The organism is Roseococcus sp. SYP-B2431 (assembly GCF_004336745.1).
Lineage (GTDB): Bacteria > Pseudomonadota > Alphaproteobacteria > Acetobacterales > Acetobacteraceae > Roseococcus.
This window is the reverse complement of sequence record NZ_SJXD01000026.1, coordinates 297,967-318,795: the sequence shown is the minus strand read 5'-3', so window position 1 is coordinate 318,795 and position 20,829 is coordinate 297,967. Positions and strand designations below refer to the sequence as shown.

Below are 20,829 nucleotides of genomic sequence, written 5' to 3'. Positions count from 1 at the left end.
ATACTCAACATGGACAGCACGATCACTGGCTTCCGCTCTGCGGAGCCGCCGCTCACCGAGACGATGTTCTGTGCCTGGTTCGGCTCCGCCATGCCTGGTGACCGCATCGTCTATCACCGCGGCTTCCTGGCGGTCGACGGCTCGCCGCTCACCTCGACCGTGCCGGACGCCGAGCGTCGCGCTCTTCTGCGCGTCGCCGAACGCGCCCTGCAGCTGGCCCAGGACGGGTTGGTGCACCTCGTCCAGCGCCGCATGGGCGAAAGCGACTTCATCTACCTCGCCATCGCCCGGCCACGCGCCCGCAGCCGCGCCGGCACGCTGGCCTCGGTCCTGGCGGCGGCCAAGCCGATGAGCGTCGCCGCGTGATGGCGCTCACCGCTGACGCGGGCGTCGCGCCCGGCACCCACTCCACCGCACCCAACCAGGAGAACGGCATGACGCCGCGGACCCCGCTCGACCATCTGCGCGAGAAGCTCTGGCTGAAGATGCTGCCCGACAGCATCGAGGTGCCGACCGGTCCGGGCGGCAGCCCGGTCATCACCAAGCCGATCGCGCAGGCGACGGTGGACGACGTGGCCTTCGCCGCCGAGGCGCTGTTTCGCCAGTCGGTCGCGCTGCATCGCAAGGCCGACGCGCTGCGGCAGATTCACGACCTGGCGCGCCGCGCCGGCGCCGTCGGCACGGTCAATGCGACGGCCGCCGCCGCCCGCATCGTGGACAGCGCGGAATGAGCGCCCCCTTCGCGCAGGCGCCGGGGCGCGGCTTCCGGATCATCACCGCCGACGAACGGCAGGCCGAGCCACGCGGCGTCAAGGCCTGCATCTTCGGGGGCAGCGGCCAGGGCAAGACCAGCCTGCTCTGGACCCTGCTGGCCAGCACCACGCTCTTCATGGACCTGGAGGCGGGCGACCTCGCGGTCGAGGGGTGGGGCGGCGACACGATCCGCCCGCGCACGTGGCAGGAGTGCCGCGACTTCGCCGCTTTCATCGGCGGGCCCAACCCGGCGCTGCGCGACGACCAGCCCTATTCCCCTGCGCACTACGCCGCCGTCTGCGAGCAGTTCGGCGATCCCGCGCTGCTCACCCGCTACGAGACGGTGTTCATCGACAGCATCACCGTCGCGGGCCGGCTCTGCTTCCAGTGGTGCCGCGGCCAGCCCGAGGCCTTCGCCGAGAAAACTGGCAAGCCCGACATCCGCGGCGCCTACGGTCTGCATGGCCGCGAGATGATCGCCTGGCTGACGCACCTGCAGCACACGCGCGGCAAGAACATCATCTTCGTCGGGATTCTCGACGAGAAGCTCGATGACTTCAACCGCAAGGTCTTCGTGCCGCAGATCGACGGCAGCAAGACCGGGCTCGAGCTGCCCGGCATCGTCGATGAGGTGCTCACGCTGGCGGCGATCAAGGACGAGGCCGGCGCGCTCCGCCGCTCGCTGATCTGCCAGACGCTGAATCCCTGGGGCTATCCCGCGAAGGACCGCAGCGGCCGGCTCGACCTGGTCGAGGAGCCGCATCTCGGCCGGCTCTTCGAGAAGATCCGCGGCCCTGCGCGCCCCGCCGCCGAACGTCTCGCACTGCCACCGCCGCCGCTCGCGCTGGCCGCCCCCTTCGACACCCCGAACACCTGATCCGAGGAGATCCCGCATGGCTTCCTGGAATGACTACAACGACGCCTCGCAGAACCCGAACCTGATTCCCAAGGGCACCATCGCGAAGGTGCGCCTGACGATCCGCCCCGGCGGCTTTGACGATCCGAGCCAGGGCTGGACGGGCGGCTACGCCACCCGCGGCAGCACCGGCGCCGTCTATCTGAACGGCGAGTTCACCGTGCTGGAGGGCCCCTACGCGAAGCGGAAGATCTTCACGTTGGTCGGCCTCTACAGCCCGAAAGGCCCGGACTGGGGGAATATGGGCCGCAGCTTTGTGCGCGGCATGCTGAACTCCGCCCGCGGGATCTCCGACAAGGACGCCTCGCCGCAGGCCCAGGCCGCGCGCCGCATTGGCGGCTTCGCGGACCTCGAGGGGCTGGAGTTCCTCGCCAAGATCGACACCGGCACCGACGCCAACGGCGAGCCGAAGAACGAAATCCGCATGGCGGTCACGCCGGACCACCGGGCCTATGCCACGGCGATGGGGCCGCACGCGGGCGCGCCCGGGCCCGCCTACGCGCCGCAGGCGCAGACCTATGCTCCGCCGCCCGCGGCCCCGACGCAGGGCGCCTTCCCTGCCGCCGTGCCGCGCACCCCGCCGGCGGCTGGAGCCGACAATCGCCCCGCCTGGGCGCGCTGAGGGAGGGCCGCACCAGCATGATGCTCCGCCCCCGCCAGAAGCTCTTCGTCGAGCGCAGCCTCCGTGCGCTCGGTCAGCACGGCAACACCCTCGGCGTCGCACCGACCGGCGCCGGCAAGACGATCATGCTGTCGGCGGCGGTGGGCGAGCATATCGGCAGCAGCGCCGCCAAGGCTGCCGTCCTCGCGCATCGGGATGAGCTCACGGCGCAGAACCTGGCGAAGTTCCGCCGCGTGAACCCGGGCGTCTCCACCTCGGTGGTGGATGCCGGCGAGAAGTCCTGGGGCGGCCAGGTCACCTTCGCCATGGTGCCGACGCTGACGCGCGCCGCCAATCTTGAAGCCATGCCGGTGCTGGACCTGCTGGTGATCGACGAGGCACATCACGCCGTCGCCGACAGCTATCGCCGGATCATCGATCGCGCCCTCAACCGCAACCCGGACTGCCGGATCTATGGCGTCACTGCCACGCCAAACCGCGGCGACAAGGTCGGGCTGCGGCAGGTCTTCTCCAACGTCGCCGACCAGATCCGGCTCGGCGAGCTGATCGCCTCCGGCCACCTGGTGCCGCCGCGCACCTTCATCATTGATGTCGGCGTCCAGGATGAGCTCCGGGCAGTGCGGCGCAGCGGCGACGATTTCGACATGGGCGAGGTCGCCCGCGTCATGGACACGGTGCCGGTCACCGACGCGGTGGTGAAGCACTGGCAGGAGAAGGCCGGCGGCCGCCAGACAGTGGCCTTCTGCTCCACCATCGCCCACGCCGAGCACGTCGCGGCCGCCTTCAACGCGGCCGGCGTCCCCACCGTCGTGGTGACCGGCGACATGCCGGACGGCGAGCGGCGCTCCGTCTTGGCCGCCTATGCCAGGGGCGAGGCACGCATCGTCGTGAATGTCGCGGTGCTGACGGAGGGCTGGGACCACCCGCCCACCTCCTGCGTCGTGCTTCTGCGGCCAAGCTCCTTCAAATGCACGATGATCCAGATGGTCGGCCGCGGGCTGCGCACCGTCGATCCCACGGAGCATCCCGGCATCGTCAAGCGCGACTGCATCGTGCTCGACTTCGGCACATCCTCGCAGATCCACGGCTGCCTGGAGCAGGACGTCGATCTCGACAGCCAGCCCGGTGAAGGTGAGCCGCCCACCAAGACCTGCCCCTCCTGCGAGGCCGAGGTGCCGATCGCGGTGATGGAGTGCCCAATCTGCGGCCACGCCTTCGAGCCCCGCGGGCGCGAGACGGCGCCACTCACCGATTTCATCATGACGGAGATCGATCTCCTCCGTCGCTCCGCCTTCCAGTGGTGTGACCTGTTCGGCGACGACGCTGCCCTGCTGGCCAATGGCTTCAACGGCTGGGCGGGCATCTTCTTCCTGAACGGGGCCTGGCACGCGGTCGGCGGCGCCAAGGAGGAGCGGCCGCGCCTGCTGTCCATCGGGGAGCGGCTGGTGGCGCTGGCCGCGGCGGACGATTGGCTGAACGCCTACGAGACGGACGAGAGCGCCCACAAGAGCCGGCGCTGGCTGCGTGAGCCGCCGACCGAGCGCCAACTGGTCCACCTGCCGCCGGCAGTCCGGGCCGATCTCGGCATGACCCGGTACCAGGCGTCGGCGCTGCTGACCTTCAAGTTCAACCGCCAGGCCATCCAGCATCTCGTGCGCAGCGCCCAGCCCGCGGCGCTGGGGCAGGCGGCATGATCAGTGGCCCGCTCCCCGGAACCGCCCTGCGCCGTCTGCTCCCGCCCGGCGCGTGGCTTTGGCTGGTTCGACCCGGCGCCGCGGAGGAAGCCGCGACCCTCGGTCTCCTTCTGCTGCATCGCCTGCCAGGGCTTCTGGTCGCGCTTGGCGGGGAGGTCGTCCGCCATGGTTGACCTCACCGAGCAGGAGAGGACCGCGATGCGTGCGGCCATGCGCCGCGTCGCGGAGACGATGGCCGAGATCGGCTGGGGCACCCGCTTCAAGGATCTGAGCGAGGCGCAGGTGCTGACGCTGATCGAGGTCGCTGTCGGCGGCTTCCAGGAGGCCATGCAGGCGATCGCCCGGCAGGACGCTACGGCGGAGGTGCCCTTCTGATGCTCGACTTCAACAGCCGCAGCGAGACCTCCGCGCATGTGAATGCCGCCATCGACGCGGCACTGATTACGGCCAATCAGGCGACGCCGCCGCGCAGCTACCTGGGCGGCTCTCGCCTCGGCCATGCCTGCGAGCGGGCGCTGCAGTTCGAGTTCGTGCAGGCCCCGAAGGATGAGGGCGCCGACTTCGACGGACGGCTGCTGCGCATCTTCGGGATCGGCCACGCGCTGGAGGACGTGGCCGTCGCTTGGCTGCGCGCCGCCGGCTTCGATCTCTACACCCGCCGTGGGGGTGGCGAGCATGGCGAGCAGTTTGGCTTCTCGGTAGCGGGCGGTCGCATCCGCGGCCATATCGATGGCGTCTTCGCCGGCGGCCCGACCATCCCCGGCATGGCGTTCCCCGCGCTGTGGGAATGCAAGACCATGAACGCCAAGGCCTGGCGCGAGACGTCCAGCAAGGGCGTCGCTGTGGCCAAGCCGATCTACGCGGCGCAGATCGCGGTCTACCAGGCCTACATGGACGCCGCCGTGCCGGGCGTGGCGGAAAATCCGGCGCTCTTCACCGCCATCAACAAGGACACGGCGGAGCTGCACCACGAGCTGGTGCCGTTCAACGCCGAGCTGGCGCAACGCATGTCCGATCGCGCAGTCCGGATCCTGGCCGCGACCGATGCTGGCGAATTGCTCCCGCGGGTCGCAGCCCAGGCCGATCATTTCGAGTGTCGCTTCTGCCCCTGGGCCAAGCGCTGCTGGGCGCAGCCTGCATGACGGCATGGGGCGACTTCAACGATGCAGCGCCGCTGGTGGATGAGAGCGAGACCGATATTCCCGCCATTGGGCATGTCGAGATGGATCAACTTCCCGGTGCTGGGCAGTCGATGCCGCGCGTTGGCGGACACGTCGCGCCGGATATCGAGCAGATCGCCGCCTTCCTCGACGTGGTGTTCGGCTATTGCGACGGGCTGATCCCCGTCCGCGGCTTCGTCGACCAGGGCCAGGGCCTCGACACCAAGCCGCACAATATCTGGGTCCCTGCCGATCGGCACGCCGCCGCATCCCTCAGCGCCTACGCTACCTGGGCCGCGCGCGAAGGCAGCGCCGTCTATGTCATCCCCGGCACCGTCGCCGAGCAGGGGCAGGCCCGCGCCGAGCATGTGCACCAGATGCAGACGGTGGTGGTCGACCTCGACGCCGGCGACATCGCCGCCAAGTTGGCGCACCTCGTCCACCACCTCGGCGCGCCGACCCTGCTGGTCGAGAGCGGTGGCCGCACCGCCGAGGGCACCGCCAAGCTGCACGCCTGGTGGCGGCTGACCGAGCCGGCGGAGGGCGAAGACCTGGCGCGGGTCTGCGCGCTGCGCGGGGAGATCGCCGACAAGGTCGGTGGCGACACGCATTTCCGCTCCGCGCACCAGCCCATCCGCGTGCCCGGCACCGTCCACCAGAAGCATGGCGTGCAGCGTCGGGTCACCATTCGCGAGCACCGGCCCCGGGTCGAGGTGGAGCTCCCCGACTTTGCCGCGGCCGTCGCGGCCATGCCCGCCATGCCAGGCTTCACGGCGCCCACGGCCGCCCCTGGCGTCAATCGGCCAGGGCTCGATGCCGTCCTCACCACGCCGGTGCGTGAGGGCAGCCAGGACGCGTGGACCCGCTTCCAGGGCGCCAGCGCCGCCATCGGTCACTTTGTCCGCATGGTCCACGAGGGCCGCATGACCGGCGATGAGGGCTGGGAGGCGATCTGCCAGTACAACGCTGCTTGCCTTCGCCCCGAATGGCCGCTGGACCGCCTCAAGGTCGAGGCCGATGCGATCTGGGCCTTGCACGTCGACCGCAACGGGCCGCCGCTGCTGCGGGCAGCGGCAGCGCTGCCCGGCGCCATCGCGGCGCACACGCTCGGCGCGCTGCTGGACGACACCTCGCCGATGCCCGACGACCTGATTGGGCCGCGCCTGCTGACCCCGGGCGGGATGCTGGTGCTCGGCGGCGCGCCGAAGGTCGGCAAATCAGACTTCCTGATCAGCCTGCTGGTGCACGCCGCGGCCGGCGCCCCGTTCCTGCGCTTCACCGCGCCGCGCCCGTTGCGCGTATTCTATCTCCAGGCGGAGATCCAGTATCACTACCTGCGCGAGCGCCTGCAGCAGCTGCGGCTCGATCCCGCGATCGTCGCCCGCGCCCGCAACACCCTCGTCGTCACCCCCAAGCTGCGCATGTTGCTCGATGACCAGGGTGTGCCCCTCGTTGCGGCTGCCATCCGCGCCGCATTTCCTGACGCGCCGCCGGACATCATCTGCATCGATCCCATCCGCAACCTCTTCGATGGCGGGCCCGCCGGCGAAGGCGAGAACGACAACGCCGCGATGATGTTCTTCCTGCAGAGCCGGGTCGAAGCGCTCCGCGACATGGTCGCCCCCGAGGCCGGCATCATCCTGGCCCACCACACCAAGAAGCTCAGCAAGCAGCAGGTGAAGGACGATCCCTTCCTGTCGCTCTCCGGCGCCAGCGCACTGCGCGGCTACTACACCTCGGGCGCCATCCTGTTTCGCCCCGACGAGGAACAGACCGAACGCGAGCTGCATGTCGAGCTCCGCAACGGGCCCGGCCTCGAGCCGATGCTGATCGATAAACGTGGTGGCGCCTGGGTCGAGCTCGATCGGAAGGGTGAGCGGATCGTCCGAAAGGACATCGGCCGCAAGCTCGATGCCGAGCGCACGCGCCGCCACGACGTAATCCTGCGCCTGATCGCCGAGGAGGCGGAGGAAGGCCGGCTCTGCACCACCAACGCCTTTGCGTCGAAGTTCGAGAACAAGCGCGGGCTCGGCGGCAAGGACAACATCCGTGAGCGGATCGGTGTCCTGGCCATGAAGGGCTACATCAAGTACCGGCGCGAAGCGCGCGACCTCGGGCAGCCCTACACCAAGTCGAAGAACGGCTATCTCGTTGTCCAGGACATGCTCCTCGGCACCGGCGAGGAGACCATTGATCCGGAGACCGGCGAGATCATCCCGGCCACCGTGCGGGTGCTCCCGAGCCACTTTCAATGCCCCCGCAGCGAGGCGCTGCTCGAGGTCGAGAACCCCGAGGTGTGGGTGCTGCACGACCCCGAGGAGCCCGCCTGATGCCCCCCTCGATGCGACTCCGCACTGACCTAAACTGCTCCCGAAACTGCGCAGTTTCGGTCCCAATCTGCTTCCCTGCCGAAACTGCGAAACTGCTTTTCGTCAATCAGATCAGCGGCTTCTGGCCGAAAGCAGTTTCGCGTAACGAATCTGTCCGAAACTGCTCCGAAACTGCTTTTTCTGACGTGAAACCAGTAACTTGGAGCAGTTTGGCAGATTCGGTTTTTCGCCTCCCCCCTACGGGGGGTGTGCGTGCGCGCCTCAACGGCGCGCGCACACCACACCTCGGGCGACCGGGTTGGGCGCGTGGGCCACCCCCTCCAAGGGTCATCCACCCCAAGCCGGGCAGCGACGGCGAGCTCCGCCAAGAACCGCACCGTCGCCGCCCTCACCAGGACGATCCCATTCCGGAGACCACCATGGCACCCACGACTCTCACCATGTCCGCCGCCCATGCAAGCGGCCCGCCCATCGCCCTCCCGCCCGCGATCAGCCTGGCGCACCACACCGTGCTCGCCCTGGACCTCGGCACCACCACCGGATGGGCGCTGCGGTCACGCGATGGCGGCATCACCTCCGGCACCATGACGTTCAGGCCAACCCGCTTCGAAGGCGGCGGGATGCGCTTCCTGCGCTTCCGTGGATGGCTGGTCGAGGTCGCCGCCCTGTCCGGCGGTGTCGCGCGGATCGTGTTCGAGGAGGTCCGCGCGCATGCCGGCACCGATGCGGCGCACATCTACGGCGGCTTCCTCGGCATGCTAACCGCTTGGTGCGAGGAGCACGACGTCCCCTACGAGGGCGTTCCGGTCGGCACGATCAAGCGCTACGCGACCGGCAAGGGCAATGCCGACAAGGCAAAGATGGTCGCCGCCATCCAGGCTCGCGGCTTCGCGCCGGCCGACGATAACGAGGCGGATGCCATCGCCCTTCTGCTCTGGGCGACCGACCCCCAGGGAGGCCGCGCATGAGCATGCACGGCGCACCTCTACCGCCCCGATCCTGCCTCGACCGCGGGACGCGCAGCCCGACCAACGACAGCGAGGTGAACGCCATGCGCGCCGCCGCCTGGCATAGGCACGGCGTCGCCGCCCTGCCGGTCGCCGACATCACTGACGACTGGCTGCGCCAGGCGATTACCAACGAGGCCAATCGGCGCTGGGGTCGTCGCAACGGGGAGAACTACAATGGCCGGTAAGCGGAAGACCAAGGTGGCGAAGCCCAAGCAGGATGATCTGGCGAAGCCGTCAAAGTGGCGGCTGCAGCATGGCGAATTCACAGAACCCCTCCGCGAAGCGGATCCGGAAACAGGCGTGCCGGTGACGCATCGACGTTCTGTCGACACGCTGGGCCTCATGCTGGTGAAGGGCAGCATCACGCAGACGATGCACGACGCCGGGGCGATGTTTCGGGTGACCTTCCGCCTCGCCGCACTGGACGGCATGCGTACCACGCAGTTGCTCCGCGTCCAGGGCGGTGGCGGCGACTTGCTGAGCGAACGCCAGGCTGCTGCACGGCGTCGGTTGGCCGCGGCCCTGGACGTGTTCGGCGGCGCGGACAGCGCCGGCGGAAGCTGCCTGTGGCACGTGCTCGGCCTCGAGTGCTCCCTCCGGGAATGGGCGATGCGGCAAGGGTGGTCCGGCCGTCCGATCCACCACGTCCAGGCACAGGGCATCCTGCTCACCGCGCTCGGCGTGCTGGCGGCCCATTATGGCCTGCAACCGCGGGAGCATGCCGCGTGAGCGTCAGCCCAGGGCGGCCTTCAGGTCCGCCATCGTGGCCATCAGCGTCATCGGGTCGATCGCTGACGGCGTGAAGCCACACGCCTGGTAGAAGCGCTGAGCGTCGGCGTTCAGGGCCTGCACCAACACCCCGCGCACCGCCAGCACCTCGCTGGCCTGTAGCACGCGCAAGACCGCATCCCGCAGCAGCGCCCGCCCGATGCCCTGGCCGTGCAGGCTACGGTCCACGGCCAGTCGGCCCAGCATCGCCATGGGGATCGGGTCGGGCATGTTGCGCTTCACACGCCCTGGAGCAGCGGTCACGGCCACAGCCCCAGCCGCCAGGCAGTAGAACCCCACCACGAAGCCGGCGCGGCACACCACGAAGGTCCTTGACGCGCCGGCCGCCTGATTCGCCCGCGCACGCCGCCGTAGCCAGTCATCGAGCGTGGCCTCGCCGCTATCGAACATCGCCAGGTCGTGCGTGTCGTCGAGCGGCGTCGGGGCGCTGAGCCTGTCGGCACTCACTCCCACGGTGGCGCGGTTTCCAGCAGCTTGCGAAGCCTGCCGTTCGGGTTGGGCGGCGCGTCGAGCAGCGCCTGGAACTTGGCGTACGCGGCCGGCTGGGTGCGGAACAGCGTGCGGTCGAGAATGGCGTCGGTCGCAGCGCGGCGCGCGGCCTCCAGCATGAACTCGGAGCGCGACTTACCCGAGAGCACGGCGGCCTGGTCGATCAGGGCACGCTCCTCGGGCCGGACGCGGATGTTGATCGCGCCGACGGTGATGGCGGGCTGGGCCTTGGCCGGGCGGCGGGTCGGGGTGGTGGTGCGCTTGGCGGGTGTGGGCATGGTGGCCTCCGAGGCTGGTTCTACGACTCTGTATAGACATTGTCCACCACGCAGTCGTGGCGCTGCTGAAACGCGATTGCGGCACCGGAACCAGAAGGGATAGTGTTTCGACAGTCGTTGAATTGCGACCGCAGCAGAGTGGCTCCCGAGCCACTGACCCGCTGTTCAGCCACAGTGGCTCTCGAGCCGATGGTTCCTTCCTGGCCCCGCTGTATGCGGGGGGCGGAAGCGCGCAACATCGCTAGCGCCAGGCCGAAAATATGGGTTGCGGTTTGCAGCCTTCGCCCGCGGCTTCAAATCGTTAGCTGCAAACCGATGCCGCGCCGCGGCCCTGCAAACCACCTGCAAACCGGATGGCATCATGACGCTCCCCTGGATGGCGGCGAAGATCCTGCTGCGTCCGGTGGGGGAGCTGCGTCCGCACGCCGGCAACGCCCGCGTGCACAGTGCCGAGCAGCTGGAGCAGATCAAGGCCAGCATGCTCGCCTTCGGCTTCACCAACCCGCTGCTGGTCGATGAGGACGACGTGCTGATCGCCGGCCACGGTCGGCTGGAGGCTGCGTCGGCGCTCGGCATGGCCAAGGTGCCGGCGATCGTTCTGCGGCACCTGTCCGCGGCGCAGAAGGAGGCGCTGCGGCTCGCGGATAATCGCATCGCGGAGAACGCGACCTGGGACCAGGCGCTGCTGCGCGATGCGCTGGCTGCGGTGCAGGCGGCGCAGGACATCGATCTCGGCGCGCTCGGCTTCTCGGCGGATGAGCTCGCGGACATCCTCGCGGCGGCTGGAGATGCCGTGTCCGACGGCGACGCGCCCGAGGCTCTGTCCGCGGATCCAGTCGAGGGGGGCGGTGCGGCCGGCGCGGCGGATGTGGAGGAGCCGGCGGACGACCCCGCCGATGCCGATCCGGAGCCGCCGCGCCAGGCCGTCACTCGTCCAGGCGATCTCTGGCTGCTGGGCGAACATCGCCTGCTCTGCGGCGACAGCACCGACGCCGCCTCAGTGGCGCGAGTCATGGGCGAGGACCGCGCCGCGCTGCTCTTCACCTCCCCGCCCTACGGCAACCAGCGCGACTACACGACCGGCGGCGTCACGGATTGGGATGCGCTGATGCAGGGCGTGTTCCAGCATCTCGACGCGGCTTTGCGGCCCGACGGCCAGGTGCTGGTGAACCTCGGCCTGATCCATCGTGACAACGAATGGCAGCCCTATTGGGCCGGCTGGCTCGACTGGATGCGCGCCCGCGGCTGGCGGCGCTTCGGGCTGTACACCTGGGACCAGGGGCCTGGCCTGCCGGGCGACTGGAATGGGCGGCTGTCGCCCGCCTTCGAGCTGCTCTTCCACTTCAATCGCGAGGCCCGGCGCCCCAACAAGATCATCCCCTGCCGCTGGGCGGGGCACGTCAACTCCGAGAAGGGTGGCCTCCGCGCCAAGGACGGCACCGTCGGTGAATGGCAGCATGCCGGCCAGGGCGTGCAGGAGACCAGGATCCCGGACAACGTGCTGCGCATCACGCGGCACAAGGCCCGCGGCATCGAGACAGAGCATCCCGCGGTGTTTCCGGTCGCGCTGCCTGACTTCGTGATGCGTGCCTATGCCGATGAGGGCGACGTGGTGTTCGAGCCCTTCGCTGGCGCTGGCACCACCATCATTGCCGGCCAGCGCACCGGCCGTTGCGTGCGGGCGATCGAGCTCGCGCCTGCCTATGTCGACCTGGCCGTGGCGCGATGGCGGATGCTGCATCCCGATGTGCCGGTAACCCTGGCCGATGACGGGCGCGATTACGACGCCGTGGCGGCGGCGCGAATGGAGGTCACCGCGAATGCAGCCTGACCTCGTGATCTCCGCTCTGCCGCTGGCAGCGCTGGTCCCCTATGCCGAGAACGCGCGCACGCATTCGCCGTCGCAGGTGGCGCAGATCGCGGCGTCCATCGCCGAGTTCGGCTTCGTGAACCCAGTGCTGGTCGACGCAGAGGGCGTGCTCATTGCCGGCCACGGCCGCGTCATGGCGGCCAAGCAGCTGGGCCTGGTCGCGGTACCGGTGCTGCAGCTCGGACATCTCTCCCCTGCGCAGGCGCGAGCCCTTCGCCTGGCCGATAACCAGATCGCCCTGAACTCCGGCTGGGACGAGGCGCTGCTGGCCGCGGAGATCGCCCGCATCCGTGACGAGGCCGTGGTCGATCTCGACGTGCTCGGCTTCTCGGGCATGGAGCTCGACCGTCTGCTGGCGGCAGCCGATGCGGGCCTTGGCGATGACGCCGACGAGGCTCCACCGCCGCCGGTGGTGCCCGTCACGCGCGCCGGCGACCTCTGGCGCTGCGGCGAGCACCGGCTGCTCTGCGGCGACGCGACCAAGATCGATGATGTCCAGCGTGCGCTCGGCGCCGGCCACTTGGCCGACATGGGCTTCGTCGATCCGCCCTACAATGTGGCCTACGAGGGCGGCACCGCGGCCAAGATGACCATCGCCAACGACGCGCTCGGCGGCGGCTTTCCGGAGTTCCTGCGGCCGGCGCTGACCAACCTGCTCTCGGTGACCAAGGGCGCCTGCTACGTCTGCATGTCCTCCTCCGAATGGCCGACGCTGCATCGCGTCTGGCAGGAGGCCGGTGGGAAGTGGTCGAGCACCATCATCTGGGCGAAGAACACCTTCGCGCTCGGCCGCGCCGACTACCACCAGCAGTTCGAGGCGATGCTCTACGGATGGAAGGCCGGCGCGCAGCACTATTGGTGCGGCGCGCGTGACCAGGGGAATGTTTGGCACTTCGACAAGCCGGCGCGGAATGACCTGCACCCGACGATGAAGCCGGTGGCGCTGGTCGAGCGCGCCATCCGCAACAGCAGCAAGCCGCGCGACACAGTGCTGGACTGCTTCGGCGGCTCGGGCACCACCATGATCGCTGCCGAACGCACGGGGCGGCGCGCGGTGCTGCTGGAGATCGACCCCGCCTATGCCGATGTCATCGTGCGGCGGTGGCAGGAGACGACCGGCGAAGCCGCCGTGCTGGAGGGTGATGATCGCATCTTCGCCGATGTCGCCGCGGCGCGTGGCGTCGTCGATCATGATGTGATCCAGACCGCCGAAACATAGCAATTCCGCGCCGCTGCATCTTGCTTGGCTCGTGCGCAGCACAGCGCGAATGGTCCGTCACACGCAGAGCACGCCGCCCTGCACCACGACGGAGACCACGATGACCGACCGCGAAGCCCGCGCCGCCCGCAACCAGGAACGCAGCCTGGCCGCCTTCCTCGCGAAGAAGGCCGAATTCGACGCCCTCCTCACGGAACTCACCCAGGCCAGCGCGGACCATTTCGGCGCGGACCCCGAGACGGTGCTCTGGGGCGAAGCGGCCTGGCTTTCGGATGCCACCGCGAAGCTGAAGGACATCGCGGACCAGCATTTCCGCCGCGGCGAATACGAAGCCTGACGCGGGTCACTCCCACACCGCCCCGACCGGCGACGCCGGCGGGGCTCCGGGCAGTAGGGGCCGATGGTCGGCGCCCGACACCGGAGACCACCAGGATGACCAAGCTTTCCGACACCCAGCGCGTGATCCTGAGCGCCGCCGCGCAGCACGAGATGGGCCTCGCCCGCGCGCCGAAAACGCTCCCGGCCGCCGCGCGCAACGCGGTGTTCCGCAGCCTGATCAAGAACAACCTGCTGACCGAGATCAACGCCCCGCGGGACTACGTGGGCCTGGGCTGGCGCCAGGATGACGACGGAACCTGGATTGTGGCGCGTATCACCGACGAGGGGCTGCGCGCCATCGGCATCGACCCGAACGAGGACGACGCGGTGGCCGGCGAGCCCGACTGCTCCGGCATCGAGGGCAGCGTGCCCGACACGGCGCCCACGGGCGCGGAGGAGCCGGCGCCGCAGGGTGAGGACGCCCCGCCGCCCGAAGCCGCCCAGGCCGCGCCCCTGGCGGAGGAAATCGCCCTGCTCGACCAGGCCCTCGCTGCGCGCGCCGCCACTCCGCGCGCCAGCCTGCGCGACGCCGCCGCGGCGATCCTCGCCACCTGGGATGACGAGGCCAACCGCGAGGGCGACATGATCGGTGCACTCGACGCGCCGATGGAAGCGCTCCGCACCCTGCTCGCCGGCAAGCCCGCCCGCATCGCCCGCGAGCCGGGCGCGCTGCGCAAGCCGCGCGAGGGCACCAAGCAGGAGCAGGTGCTGGCCATGCTGCGCCGCCCCGAGGGCGCCACGGTCGCGCAGATCGCCGAGGCAACGGGCTGGGCGCAGCACACGGTACGCGGCTTCTTTGCCGGGCTGAAGAAGAAGGGCCACGCGGTCGAAGTGAAGTCGCGGGAGCGGATGGTCGGCCCCAACAAGACCGGCGCGAAGGGGTCCTTCACCATCTACGCATTGGCGGAGTGAAGCATCTCAGCCACGCCGCTGAACATGATCGGGAGCGCCGGGGATCATCGAGATTCCCGGCGCCTTATCGAGTTGGCTGCGCTCCGACACAGCGCGAATCGTCCGTCACGCGCAGGGCCATCCCGCCCCGCCGAGACGGAGACGACGATGAGCGCCACCATCCTCCCGCACCAGACTGCCGAAGGCCCGCAGGACCGCGCTGCCTGGCAGCAGCTTCTTGCCACCGCGCCGCGCAGCACCGACAGCGTGGGCCGCGCCACCATTCAGGTCTGCACCGCCAGCGACGGGCGCGGGATCTTTGCCACGGTGGACTACGCCACCTGGCAGACCGAGAAGGAGGAGGGCTGATGCCCTCCGAGCGCCGCTGGATCATCCTGGCGCAGGATGGCCGGCACGTGACGATGGGCCGCGCCGCGCCGCCCAGCGAAGCCGAGGTCGAGGCCGCCGCCGCGGCGCTTGCCGCACAGGGGCTGGCAGGCTGGCTCGCCACGCTGGACGGAAACTACTGGGCGCGCCGCCGCGTGGCCCTCGCGCCGGTGCAGATGCTCGGCGACGGCGCCACGCTGGACTGGTCCGCCGCCATCACCGCCTTTGAAGCCGCCCGCCAGCGCGCCCTTCGTCCCCTCTGAGGAGGCCGGCATCGCCATCACGCGCGGCGGCTTGCGGGCCCCCATCGCGGCTCCGCGATGGGAGGCAGAGTCGCCGCCATGCCGGAAATGACCGCCTCCACGCGCGAGGCCGCCCGTCGCCTCGGCGTCAGCGACACCGCCATCCACAAGGCCGAGCGGGCGGGCCGCATCGCCCGCGAGCCGGATGGCCAGTGGGACATCGACAAGACCCGCCGCCGCCTGACTGAGACCGCAGACCCGGCGCGGTCGCCGCTGGCCAATGGCGCGGGCGCCGAGGGCACGCCCTTCGCCCGGCTCAAAGTGGCGCAGCTTGCGCTGAAGGTGGAGGCGCAGCGCCTTTCGCTGGATGAGACCAAGCGCCGCCTGGTCGATGTCACCGAGGCCAATGCCGCGCTCGACGAGATCGGCAGCACCATGCGCGACGCGCTGCTGAACTGGCCGGCCCGCGTCTCCGGCCTGATCGCCGCCGAGATCAGCGTCGATCCGCATCTGCTGCAGACCATCCTGCAGAGCCACATCAACGACCTGCTGACGGAGGCGGCCGATCGCTTCGATCCAGCAGGCCTCGGAGGGGACCGGTCTCCGCAGCCGTGAGCATGTGCGCCGGCGTGTCGGCGCCATGCTCCGCCCGCCGCCGCAGCTCACCGTCTCGGAATGGGCCGAGCGGCACCGCATGCTCGGCAGCCGCGCCTCCGCCGAGCCAGGGCCGTGGCGCACCAGCCGCACGCCCTACCTCAAGGATGTGATGGACGCGCTGTCGGCAGTGCATCCGGCCCGGCGCGTCGTCTTCATGAAGGGCGCGCAGGTCGGGGCCACGGAAAGCGGAAACAACTGGCTCGGCTACATCATGCACCACGTGCCGGCGCCCGCGCTTGCGGTGCAGCCGACCGTGGAACTGGCCAAGCGCTTCTCGCGCCAGCGCATCGACCCGCTGCTTGAGGAGACGCCGGCGCTGCGGGAGCGCGTCGCCCCGGCTCGCGCCCGCCACAGCGGCAACACGATGCTGTCGAAGGAATTCCCCGGCGGCATCCTGGTCCTGACCGGGGCGAACAGCGCGGTTGGGCTGCGCTCGATGACCGCGCGGTTCCTGTTTCTCGACGAGGTGGATGCCTATCCCGGCGACGTCGCCGGCGAGGGTGATCCCATCGCGCTCGCCGAGGCGCGCGCCCGCACTTTCGGCTGGCGGCGAAAGGCCTTCCTGGTCAGCACGCCCACCATCGCCGGGCGCAGCCGGATCGAGCGGGAGTATCTGGCCTCCGACCAGCGCCGGTTCTTTGTGCCGTGCACGGCGTGCGGCGAGATGCAGTGGCTCCGCTTCGAGCGGCTGCTGTGGGAGAAGGGCGCGCCCGAGACAGCGCGGTATCACTGCTCGGCCTGCGACCACCCCATGCAGGAGCACGACAAGACCGCCATGCTCGGCGGCGGGGAATGGCGCGCAACGGCGGAGGGCCAGGATCCGCACACCATCGGTTTCCACATCTCGGCGCTCTATTCGCCGGTGGGCTGGCTGTCCTGGGAGCAGATCGCCCGCGATTGGGAGGCAGCCCAGGGCAAGCCCGAGGATATCAAGACCTTCAAGAACACCGTCCTGGGCGAAACCTGGCAGGAGCAGGGCGAGGCGCCGGATTGGGAACGCCTGGTCGAGCGCCGCGAGGATTTCGCTATGGGCGTCGTCCCGCCCGGTGCGTTGGTGCTGACGGCCGGCGTGGACGTGCAGGACGATCGCCTGGAATGCGACGTCTGGGGCTGGGCGGAGGGCTTCTCGTCCTGGCTCGTTGACCATGTGGTGATCCCCGGCAGCCCGCGGGATCGCGAGCCATGGGACGAACTGGCACGGGTGTTGGCTCGCGACTGGCCACGCCAGGGTGGCGGCGCCATGCGCATCGCCCGGCTCTGCGTCGACACCGGCGGCCGCGACACCGCCGCCGTCTATGGCCATCTGCGCCGCCTGCGGGATCCGCGCATCGCGCCGACCAAAGGCATCGACGGTTGGAACCGGGCGCAGCCCGTGCAGGGTCCGACGCCGGTGGATGCGCTGGTGAACGGCCAGAAGCTGCGGCGCGGGCTCAAGCTGTGGACGGTGTCGGTCTCGACCTGGAAGGCCGATCTTTATCGCCGGCTCTGGCTCGGCCGCGGCGACGCGGAGGAGTTGCCGCCCGGCTGGGTGCATCTGCCGCGCGGCGTCGAAGTCGAATGGGTCAAGCAGCTCGTCGCCGAGCAGCTGCGCACGGTGAAGGACCGCCGCGGCTTTGCCCGGCAGGAATGGGCCAAGCTGCGGGAGCGGAATGAGGCACTGGACTGCGCGGTGCTGGCTCGCGCGGCGCTCTGGCTGCTGGGCGCGGACCGCTACGGCGAACAGTTCTGGGCGCGGCTGCGTGACGAGGCGGCGGACGCACCGCTGCGGCCCAGCGAAATTCCCGCCGCTGGGAATGTCGCTCCCCCATCGCCGGCGTCGCAGGCCGCGGCGGTGCCGCCATCCGACAACCAGCGCCCGCGGGGCTGGCTCGCGCCGCGCAGCGGCTGGCTTCGTTGAAAGGAGGACGAGCATGGATCCGACCGTCCTCGCCTGGGCACTCGCCCAGCCCGCCGGCACCCGTGCCGCCGTGCTGGCCGCCGCCTTCACCGGCGGTACCACGCGCGTGACCTTCGATGGCCGCACCGTTGAATACCGGTCGCTCGATGAACTGGGCCGCGCCCTATCGGTGCTCCATGCCGCGGAGAACGCCGCCGCGCGCCGCCCCAGCGCGACCTTCGCCAGCTTCTCGCGGGAGGGCAGCCGGTGATGGGGCGTCTTCGTGATGCCTGGCACGCGCTGCGCGGCTATGCCGCAGCCCAGGACAGCCGCGCATCGAGCTGGGCGGCCTCGGGGAGCAGCGCCACCGCGGAGGTCGGCGCCGCCGCTCCCACGGTCGCGCGCCGTGCCCGCGATGCTGTCCGCAACGACCCCTACGCCGCCCGCATCGTCGATCTCTGGACCGGCAACGCCGTCGGCGCCGGCATCACCACCCGCTGGCCTGACAAGCCCCATGCCGAGGCCTGGCGCCGCTGGTCCGACAGCACCGCCTGCGACGCGGAGGGCCGGCTCGACCTCTATGGCCTGCAGGCGCTGGTGATGCGCGCTGTTGTCGAGAGCGGCGAATGCTTCGTTCGCCTCCTGCCGGCCGACATCACGCCAGCCAATCCGATCGGCCTGCGGCTCCAGGTGCTGGAGAGCGATCACCTCGACGCGGCCCGCCAGGGCGTCATCGAAGGCGTCCCCACCCTGCAGGGCATCGGCCTGGGCGAGGCCGGCGAGCCGGTCGGCTACTGGCTGCACCGCGTGCATCCCGGCGCGTCCTGGGTGCTGCCGGGCGGCGCCACCTGGTTGAGCAGCCAGCGCGTGCCCGCGCGCGACGTGCTGCACATCTACCGCAAGCGCCGCCCCGGCCAGCTGCGCGACGTCTCCTGGCTCGCTCCGGTGCTCACCCGCCTGCGCGACCTGGGCGACTACGAGGCCGCGCTCCTCATGAAGGCCAAGATCGAGGCCTGCCTCGCGGCGGTCGTCTCGGAGGATGGCGACGAGGCCATGACCGGCCCGGCCTCGGGCCTGCTGCGCGACGCCCAAGGCCGGACGGTCGAGAGCTTCGAGCCGGGGATGATCCTGTATCGCCGCGGCATGGGGTCGGTGGAGGTCGTGAACCCCTCGGGCGGTGGCAGCCACGCCGCCTTCGCACGCCGTGCGCTGGAGGCTTCCGCCGTCGGCACCGGCCTGACCTATGACCAGGTGGCCGGCGACCTGACCCAGGCGAACTACTCCTCGCTGCGTGCCGGCAAGATCGAGTTTCGGCGCCTCTGCGAGCAGGTCCAGTACGGCATGCTCATCCCGATGCTGGTGCGGCCAATCGCGGACCGGTTCCACGCGCAGGGCGCGCTGCTCGGGTTGTGGAGCGCGGATGTTCCCGAGGGCCTGTCGCACGTCCCGCCCGCGCACGAGATGATCGACCCGCTCAAGGACACCACGGCGCTGATCGCGCAGGTGCGCGCCGGCTTCGTGCCGCAGCCCGAGGCGGTCGGCGCCTTCGGCTACGATTTCCGCCAGGTGGTGGAGATGATCCGCGAGGCGAATGCCCTGCTCGACGAGGCGGGCCTCTCGCTCGACAGCGATCCGCGCCGCGTCGCGAAGTCCGGCGCCGCACAGGATGCGGCTCAGCTCGCCGCCATCGAGATCGCCGCCACCGGCGCTGCTTCGCCGCGTGCGGATGCCGGCGCTGCCGCCAATCCAGGAGCATCCCCATGATCGCAGGCGCCTACGACTGGACCGACGACATGCTCAAGATCAAGAGCATGCAGAAGAAGTTCCGCGACAGCTTCAACGGCACCGAGATCAACCCGGCGCGGTGGGAGATCGCGGCCACCGGCGGCGGCATCACGCACACCGTGGCAGAGGGCGCGGTGACCATCTCCACCGGCACCACGCTCGACGACGAGCTCACGCTCACCAGCCGCACCACCTTCACCATCCCGCTCCGGGTCATGGTGGCGGTGAACATGAGCCAGCGGATCGTCGGCCAGTCGGTGTGGCTCGAGCTCGTCAGCATCGATCCCACCACCGCCCAGCCGGATGGGCGCAGCGCCGCGGCCTGGCGGCTGGATGGCGCCAGCCCGACGCTCGCCAACTACGAGGTGGGCAGCGAGGGCGCCCCGCGCCTCGGCAGCGCCTCCGGCAGCACCATTCCCACCACGGCGCCCGCGGGGTGGTCCGTGCTGGAGATCGAGCCGACCAACGACGAGTGCTACTTCCACGGCCGGCTGCTCGACACCACGGCAGCGCGCTCGAACTCCTATGTTCGCCACCAGCAGATTCCCGAGCCGAATGCGCTGTATCGGTTCCGGATCCGGGTGCGGAACCGGCAGGTGATCAACGGCATCTCGGCGGTGGCGAACAACGGCGGCGGCGCGGTGCGCGTCACCCGTGCCGCGCATGGCTTCGCGACGAACGACGTGGTGACCGTGGCCGATGTCTCTGGCGTGCCCGGGGCGAATGGCAGCTTCACCATCACGGTCATCGACGCCAACAGCTTCGACCTGGTGGGCTCAACCTTCAGCGGCGCCTATCTCAACACCGGCTGGGCCTCGGTCAGCCGCAATTTGGCGCCGGCCTCGAACACCGACATCAGGGTCCAGTTCGTCACCATCGCCGACTATGCCGAGCTGACGACGGAGATCACCGCCGGCCGCGGCCAGTCGGTCGCTGGCCAGGGGCTGGGCGTGAACGTGCTCAGCACCATCCCGCCGGCGGTCACGCCAGTGGGTGGTCAGGCGCGCAACACGGCTGGCGCCGTGCCGGTGTTGGCCGCCACTGGCTACTCGGCCAACCCGATCGCCGTCACGACGGCGCGTGGTGTGGATCTGCTGGCGACGCTGATCGGCGCGCTGGTCACCAAGCCCTACGCCATCCCCGAGGCCGACTGGCAGACCGCGGCCGCGGCGGGTGGGATCATCACTACCACCGACGTGGTGCTCCGGGCGGCGGCTGCGGCGGGCATCCGCAACTACGTGACCTCGATCGACCTCCGCAACGCGCATCCGACGGTGGCGACCGAGGTGGTGATTAAGGACGGCGCCACGGTGATCTGGCGACAGCTGCTTCCGGCAGCGATGGCGGCGCCGGTGGAGATCACCTTTCCCACCCCGCTGCGCGGCACCGCGGCCACGGCGATGAACGTCGCCTGCATCACCACCGGCGCGCAGGTCTACGTCAACGCGCAGGGCTTCGCCGCGCCGTAAGGCGCCGCCCCAGG

At 70.1% G+C, this 20,829-nt stretch carries 24 protein-coding genes; 22 read left to right on the top strand and 2 right to left on the bottom strand.

Annotation, left to right across the window (positions count from 1 at the left end; all coding sequences use genetic code 11):
• Positions 1–9 precede the first annotated feature (9 nt).
• The 11 genes from EJV46_RS15930 (at position 10) to EJV46_RS15880 (ending at position 9,214) form a co-directional block, all read left to right on the top strand.
• Entirely contained in the window at positions 10–366 is a 357-nt protein-coding gene (locus tag EJV46_RS15930; protein ID WP_131549674.1) for a hypothetical protein, read from the top strand.
• Positions 366–731 (top strand): hypothetical protein, encoded by a 366-nt coding sequence (locus EJV46_RS15925; RefSeq protein WP_131549673.1) that lies wholly within the window; start codon positions 366–368, stop codon positions 729–731. The genes EJV46_RS15930 and EJV46_RS15925 overlap by 1 nt, the downstream gene beginning before the upstream one ends.
• Entirely contained in the window at positions 728–1,630 is a 903-nt protein-coding gene (locus tag EJV46_RS15920) for an ATP-binding protein (RefSeq protein WP_131549672.1), read from the top strand. The genes EJV46_RS15925 and EJV46_RS15920 overlap by 4 nt, the downstream gene beginning before the upstream one ends.
• A gap of 16 nt (positions 1,631–1,646) precedes the next feature.
• Positions 1,647–2,291, top strand: coding sequence for a hypothetical protein (locus EJV46_RS15915; protein WP_131549671.1), 645 nt, complete (start codon positions 1,647–1,649; stop codon positions 2,289–2,291).
• A 17-nt stretch (positions 2,292–2,308) separates the two neighbouring features.
• Entirely contained in the window at positions 2,309–3,985 is a 1,677-nt protein-coding gene (locus EJV46_RS15910) for a DEAD/DEAH box helicase (RefSeq protein WP_131549670.1), read from the top strand.
• 165 nt (positions 3,986–4,150) lie between these two features.
• Positions 4,151–4,360, top strand: coding sequence for a DUF6511 domain-containing protein (locus EJV46_RS23305; RefSeq protein WP_131549669.1), 210 nt, complete (start codon positions 4,151–4,153; stop codon positions 4,358–4,360).
• Positions 4,360–5,127: a hypothetical protein gene (locus EJV46_RS15900; RefSeq protein WP_131549668.1), complete on the top strand. Its 768-nt coding sequence runs from the start codon at positions 4,360–4,362 to the stop codon at positions 5,125–5,127. The genes EJV46_RS23305 and EJV46_RS15900 overlap by 1 nt, the downstream gene beginning before the upstream one ends.
• The gene (locus EJV46_RS15895) at positions 5,124–7,475 is read left to right on the top strand and encodes an AAA family ATPase (protein ID WP_131549790.1); all 2,352 of its coding nucleotides are present in this window, start codon (positions 5,124–5,126) and stop codon (positions 7,473–7,475) included. The genes EJV46_RS15900 and EJV46_RS15895 overlap by 4 nt, the downstream gene beginning before the upstream one ends.
• A gap of 419 nt (positions 7,476–7,894) precedes the next feature.
• Positions 7,895–8,443 (top strand): crossover junction endodeoxyribonuclease RuvC, encoded by a 549-nt coding sequence (locus tag EJV46_RS15890; protein WP_131549667.1) that lies wholly within the window; start codon positions 7,895–7,897, stop codon positions 8,441–8,443.
• Positions 8,440–8,670, top strand: coding sequence for a hypothetical protein (locus EJV46_RS15885; RefSeq protein ID WP_131549666.1), 231 nt, complete (start codon positions 8,440–8,442; stop codon positions 8,668–8,670). Before EJV46_RS15890 ends, EJV46_RS15885 begins: the two co-directional genes overlap by 4 nt.
• Positions 8,660–9,214, top strand: a complete 555-nt coding sequence (locus EJV46_RS15880) for a DUF6456 domain-containing protein (RefSeq protein WP_131549665.1) — start codon at positions 8,660–8,662, stop codon at positions 9,212–9,214. Before EJV46_RS15885 ends, EJV46_RS15880 begins: the two co-directional genes overlap by 11 nt.
• A gap of 3 nt (positions 9,215–9,217) precedes the next feature.
• On the opposite strand, the gene EJV46_RS15875 is transcribed toward EJV46_RS15880, so the two are convergent.
• Positions 9,218–9,727: a GNAT family N-acetyltransferase gene (locus tag EJV46_RS15875; RefSeq protein ID WP_240782586.1), complete on the bottom strand. Its 510-nt coding sequence runs from the start codon at positions 9,725–9,727 to the stop codon at positions 9,218–9,220.
• Entirely contained in the window at positions 9,718–10,041 is a 324-nt protein-coding gene (locus EJV46_RS15870) for a DUF1778 domain-containing protein (protein ID WP_131549664.1), read from the bottom strand. Before EJV46_RS15870 ends, EJV46_RS15875 begins: the two co-directional genes overlap by 10 nt.
• Before the next feature lie 265 nt (positions 10,042–10,306).
• Here EJV46_RS15870 and EJV46_RS15865 point away from each other — a divergent pair, with 265 nt between their 5' ends.
• From EJV46_RS15865 to EJV46_RS15815, 11 genes are all read left to right on the top strand, one after another.
• A complete protein-coding gene (locus tag EJV46_RS15865; protein WP_240782585.1) occupies positions 10,307–11,872 on the top strand; it encodes a site-specific DNA-methyltransferase in 1,566 nt (521 codons plus the stop codon).
• Positions 11,862–13,130: a site-specific DNA-methyltransferase gene (locus EJV46_RS15860; RefSeq protein WP_131549662.1), complete on the top strand. Its 1,269-nt coding sequence runs from the start codon at positions 11,862–11,864 to the stop codon at positions 13,128–13,130. Before EJV46_RS15865 ends, EJV46_RS15860 begins: the two co-directional genes overlap by 11 nt.
• A 49-nt stretch (positions 13,131–13,179) precedes the next feature.
• The gene (locus tag EJV46_RS15855; RefSeq protein ID WP_165585577.1) at positions 13,180–13,467 is read left to right on the top strand and encodes a hypothetical protein; all 288 of its coding nucleotides are present in this window, start codon (positions 13,180–13,182) and stop codon (positions 13,465–13,467) included.
• A gap of 95 nt (positions 13,468–13,562) precedes the next feature.
• Positions 13,563–14,420 carry a DUF3489 domain-containing protein gene (locus EJV46_RS23300; RefSeq protein WP_240782584.1) on the top strand — a complete coding sequence of 286 codons (858 nt, stop codon included), beginning with the start codon at positions 13,563–13,565 and terminating at the stop codon, positions 14,418–14,420.
• Positions 14,421–14,567: 147 nt separating this feature from the next.
• The gene (locus EJV46_RS15845; protein ID WP_131549661.1) at positions 14,568–14,768 is read left to right on the top strand and encodes a hypothetical protein; all 201 of its coding nucleotides are present in this window, start codon (positions 14,568–14,570) and stop codon (positions 14,766–14,768) included.
• Positions 14,768–15,049, top strand: coding sequence for a hypothetical protein (locus tag EJV46_RS15840; protein ID WP_131549660.1), 282 nt, complete (start codon positions 14,768–14,770; stop codon positions 15,047–15,049). The genes EJV46_RS15845 and EJV46_RS15840 overlap by 1 nt, the downstream gene beginning before the upstream one ends.
• Before the next feature lie 78 nt (positions 15,050–15,127).
• Positions 15,128–15,643 carry a hypothetical protein gene (locus tag EJV46_RS15835; protein ID WP_131549659.1) on the top strand — a complete coding sequence of 172 codons (516 nt, stop codon included), beginning with the start codon at positions 15,128–15,130 and terminating at the stop codon, positions 15,641–15,643.
• A gap of 25 nt (positions 15,644–15,668) precedes the next feature.
• Positions 15,669–17,582: a phage terminase large subunit family protein gene (locus EJV46_RS15830; protein ID WP_131549658.1), complete on the top strand. Its 1,914-nt coding sequence runs from the start codon at positions 15,669–15,671 to the stop codon at positions 17,580–17,582.
• A 13-nt stretch (positions 17,583–17,595) separates the two neighbouring features.
• Complete coding sequence (locus tag EJV46_RS15825) at positions 17,596–17,832, top strand: phage head-tail joining protein (RefSeq protein WP_131549657.1); 237 nt, start codon at positions 17,596–17,598, stop codon at positions 17,830–17,832.
• Complete coding sequence (locus EJV46_RS15820; protein WP_131549656.1) at positions 17,832–19,325, top strand: phage portal protein; 1,494 nt, start codon at positions 17,832–17,834, stop codon at positions 19,323–19,325. The genes EJV46_RS15825 and EJV46_RS15820 overlap by 1 nt, the downstream gene beginning before the upstream one ends.
• On the top strand, positions 19,322–20,815 hold the full coding sequence (locus EJV46_RS15815; RefSeq protein WP_131549655.1) for a ubiquitin-activating E1 FCCH domain-containing protein: 1,494 nt from the start codon (positions 19,322–19,324) through the stop codon (positions 20,813–20,815). Before EJV46_RS15820 ends, EJV46_RS15815 begins: the two co-directional genes overlap by 4 nt.
• Positions 20,816–20,829: the final 14 nt, after the last annotated feature.